1 protein-coding gene is annotated in these 3,392 nt (G+C 31.4%); it reads right to left on the bottom strand.

Annotation, left to right across the window (positions count from 1 at the left end; genetic code table 11):
• Nucleotides 1–1,420 precede the first annotated feature (1,420 nt).
• Nucleotides 1,421–3,175: an ABC transporter ATP-binding protein gene (locus AFK68_RS05260; protein ID WP_094671877.1), complete on the bottom strand. Its 1,755-nt coding sequence runs from the start codon at nucleotides 3,173–3,175 to the stop codon at nucleotides 1,421–1,423.
• Between the last annotated feature and the right edge of the window lie 217 nt (nucleotides 3,176–3,392).

The following is a 3,392-nucleotide window of genomic DNA, read 5'->3' on the forward strand; positions in this document are numbered from 1 at the left end:
TAAAAAACTTTTTCAGCCAGCCCTAATTATCAAATAAGTTATTCGGTCTGTTTTCATTAAATTATCATCTAACTATAGCATTACTTTTGGTAATTGGTATCACTACTAAAGGTTGATTTATGTTTTGACTATGTTGCAATGTTTGATTAAGTAGAAAAATTTTTAATTATGGTAAAACAAGAGGTTATTAAAGCTGAACTGAATTTGACATACAGCAGTTTCCGAAGCTATGAGGTACAGTTGTTTTTATTCTTTTCTATTCCCTATTCCCTATTCCCTATTCCCTATTCCCTATTCCCAGTTAAGTGTTCCCTCAAACCTAAAATTTTGTAACTCATAACAACGGGAAGCGCTGTATATTAAATTATTATTCGGTGTACTTACAAACATTGGAATGATTTACTTGCGAGGATATTGGATGAAAAATTATGCTGCTTATTCCTATATCAAATACTCCAGATAAGAATCATATTGCTATATGATTTAAGTTGCGAGATATTGGAAAATTTTAGGGAAAAATAAAGAAGCAATAGGGAACAGAGAAGAAGAAAAAAATGTCTAAAAATGAATCTGATAAGAGACTGTTTGTAAAATAATTATTAAGAGAGTATACGAGTGACTAAATCTAAAAGCGGTAATACTTCAAGGGATTGAAAGAAGGTAGATAGAGAAGTATTTAGTACATATATTCCTAGATTTAATAGCGACAAATATTTGCCCTTGTATTTCTTCCTTCCTGTTCCCTGTTCCCTGTTCCCTGTTCNTCTGTAACGGTTTTAACTAGAGGTAATTATCCATTATCCATTAGAGACTGGAGAGTAAAATAATTCTTAAGAGACCAAAGGAGTGACTAAAATCTAAAAGCGGTAATACTTCAAGGGATTGAAAGAAGGTAGATAGAGAAGTATTTAGTACATATATTCCTAGATTTAATAGCGACAAATATTTGCCCTTGTATTTCTTCCTTCCTGTTCCCTGTTCCCTGTTCCCTGTTCCTTATCTCCTTTTTATATTTCCTGATACATTCAATCTCTAATTGTTATATTCTATAACTTCTCAGAAACACCTCAATTCTCACATCTGATTCCTGATTGCTATATTTTTGTCGATTTGCCTCAATAATTTTCTACTTTTTAAATTTTAACTTTTAACTTTTGAGTCAATTTTTACCTCCATAAGTTTTTTGACAACTATAGCTAAGAAAAAATTGGTTAGTACATAGACTAATGATGAATCTTAGACAGCGGAAATATTGTTCTAACTATTCCCTATTCCCTAGTCCCTGCTAGAATAACTGATAACTGAAATAACTCCTATTCTAATAACNAGACTAATGATGAATCTTAGACAGCGGAAATATTGTTCTAACTATTCCCTATTCCCTAGTCCCTGCTAGAATAACTGATAACTGAAATAACTCCTATTCTAATAACTGCTTGAGCTTTTGTTGATTCCAAAGTAACTGATATAAACCAGATTCCCCTACTAATTCTGCATGATTTCCTACTTGTACAATTTTCCCTTTATCCATCACAAAAATTCTATCGGCAGTAGCAGCAGCAGACATTTGATGAGAAATAAAAATTACAGTTTTCTTTTGAGTTCCTGTTGATAAATTTTGCAAAATATTAGTTGCTGTCTGATTATCTACACTCGAAAGTGCATCATCTAAAATTAATATTGGCGCATCAACTAATAAAGCTCTTGCTAATGCCGTTCTTTGTCTTTGTCCTCCCGATAAAGTAATTCCTCTTTCTCCTACTATCGTTTCATATTTTTGGGGAAAGTTGAGAATTTCTGTGTGAATTTGTGCTTGTTTTGCAGCAAATTCTATTTCTTTTTGTTCTTTTAATGGCTCGCCATAACAGATGTTATTTTTAATAGTTGTACTAAAGAGAAAACTTTCTTGAGGAACGTAGGCGATCGCCCTGCGTAAATCTTCTAATTTTACCTGAGTCACATCATAACCATCTATAAATAGTTGGTCAATATCAATATTTAAAAGTCGAGGTAATATATTTGCTAAAGTTGATTTTCCTGAACCAATAGGTCCGACAATAGCAATAGTTTCTCCTCGTTTAATCAGAAAATTAATGTTGTCTAAAGCTGGTGTTTTACTACCAGGATAAGTGTATGTTAATCCTTGGCTTTTTATCCAACCTTTTACTATTTGTGGAAAAGTTAGAGGTGATTCATGGTCTTTAATTTTTGGTTCTACTGTGAGAATAGCTTCTATACGATCGATACTTACTTCTCCTCTTTGATAAGCAGTAATTGTAAAACCTAATAATGCAGTGGGGAAAACTAAACGCTCAACATAAATAATTAAAGCTACAAAATTACCAACTGTTAATTCACCAGTTTCCAGGTAGTTTGACCCATTAATCAGTAATATTAAGAAGCTTAAACTTGCTAAACTAACGAGAATAGGAAAAAGAGTGTTACGAGTTCTTGCTAAGTCTAAATTAACATCTAAAAGTCGCTGATTATATTCACTAAAAGCTTGTCTTTCATTTTCTTCTTGAGCATATATTTTGATTAGAGAAATACCATTCATATCCTCTTGAATCAAATCACTCATATTAGAAAGTTCTTCTTGTACAGCTAATTGTTGATTTCTCAGTTTATTGCTAAATATTTGTACCAGTATTAGCATGATAGGATAAACAGAAATTGCTAATAGACTTAACCGCACATTAATAGAAAGCATAACTGGGACAGTTAAACCATAAGCAAAAATTGTATTGCTAATACTTAATACTGCAAAACCTAATAGTCTGCGAATATTATCAACATCACTTGTGGCGCGGTTAATTAAATCTCCAATTGTATTATTACTAAAGTAGGATGGTTCTAATTTTAAAAGTCTATTAAAAATCTTTTGTTTGATGTCAAATTCTACTTGTCGCCCTACTCCAAATATGAGGATTCGAGATGCTATTCTAATTACCCACATAATAGAGGCAAAAATTACAATTGTTAACACATAGTATAAGAATTCATTAAATTTGGTTGCTACTTCCAAATCATCTATAGCTTGACTAATTAATTTGGGAATATAGATTCCTAAAGTATTAACTATAAGTAGGGAGAAAATTCCTAATGAAGACTTTCGCCAATGAGGACGTAAGTAGGAGGCTAATTTTTGGAGTCGTAGTTGAGAAGATTGAGCCATAGTAGTAATTTTAGATTTTGGATAATGCTATGATTGTAAATAGTTAAATATACAAAAAAATTGATGTTTGATTCAACAAAAAGCTGGTTAGTTCCTGTTCAAACCAATCTGTATCAAGTAAATTTATGACTACTAAATAATCTTGTCTAAGATTAAACTCAAAATATTACTACAATGATATTAATATCTTGACTATAATATTTGCCACAATAGGATT

It is taken from the genome of Hydrocoleum sp. CS-953, from assembly GCF_002260545.1.
Lineage (GTDB): Bacteria > Cyanobacteriota > Cyanobacteriia > Cyanobacteriales > Microcoleaceae > Trichodesmium.

Bases quoted from the DNA above. Each gene is read 5' to 3' on its own strand.
- AFK68_RS05260 (WP_094671877.1), bottom strand. From the start codon at position 3,175: ATGGCTCAATCTTCTCAACTACGACTCCAAAAATTAGCCTCCTACTTA.